1 protein-coding gene is annotated in these 668 nt (G+C 60.3%); it reads left to right on the top strand.

Annotation, left to right across the window (positions count from 1 at the left end; translation table 11 throughout):
• Window positions 1-183: 183 nt before the first annotated feature.
• On the top strand, window positions 184-612 hold the full coding sequence (gene rplK / locus ABB26_RS18410) for a 50S ribosomal protein L11 (protein ID WP_057636147.1): 429 nt from the start codon (window positions 184-186) through the stop codon (window positions 610-612).
• The last annotated feature ends 56 nt before the right edge of the window (window positions 613-668 follow it).

The raw sequence follows: 668 nt of genomic DNA, 5'->3' as shown, positions 1-668 counted from the left end.
CAGGCGGAGGCTGAAAAAACTGCTAGAATAATCGGCTCCCTGTAACGGGGGTTCAATCAAAGGCTGCCGCGAGGTGGCCTTTGGTGCGATTCAAGGATTTCAAAGCGCGATGCCGGGACGCGTGATTCTCGGTCCGATGGGGAGCCTGTTGTCGCAAGGCGCTAGCACCCGGAGAGTACTCAAATGGCAAAGAAAGTTGTCGGTTACATCAAGCTGCAGGTAAAGGCCGGTCAGGCCAATCCCTCGCCGCCGGTCGGTCCTGCGCTGGGTCAGCGCGGTCTGAACATCATGGAATTCTGCAAGGCGTTCAATGCCGCCACGCAGAAGCTGGAACCGGGTCTGCCGGTGCCGGTGATCATCACGGCCTATTCGGACCGTACGTTCACCTTCATCACCAAGAGCACCCCGGCGACCACGCTGCTGAAGAAGGCCGCAGGCATCACCTCCGGTTCCAAGCGCCCGAACACCGACAAGGTGGGCAAGGTCACTCGCAAGCAGCTTGAAGAAATCTGCAAGGCGAAGGAGCCGGATCTGACGGCTGCTGACCTGGACGCCGCCGTGCGTACGATCGCGGGCTCTGCCCGTTCCATGGGCCTGGTGGTAGAGGGTTAATCTGATGGCACAGACCAAGCGTGAGAAGGCCGCAAAGGCCGCCGTTGTCCCGGGTA

Origin of the sequence: Stenotrophomonas humi (assembly GCF_001431415.1) — a bacterium.
In the GTDB taxonomy this organism is placed as follows: domain Bacteria; phylum Pseudomonadota; class Gammaproteobacteria; order Xanthomonadales; family Xanthomonadaceae; genus Stenotrophomonas; species Stenotrophomonas humi.
This window is presented reverse-complemented; position numbering and strand designations above follow the sequence as displayed.

Coding starts and splice junctions, on each gene's coding strand:
- rplK (WP_057636147.1), top strand. CDS start 184: ATGGCAAAGAAAGTTGTCGGTTACATCAAGCTGCAGGTAAAGGCCGGT.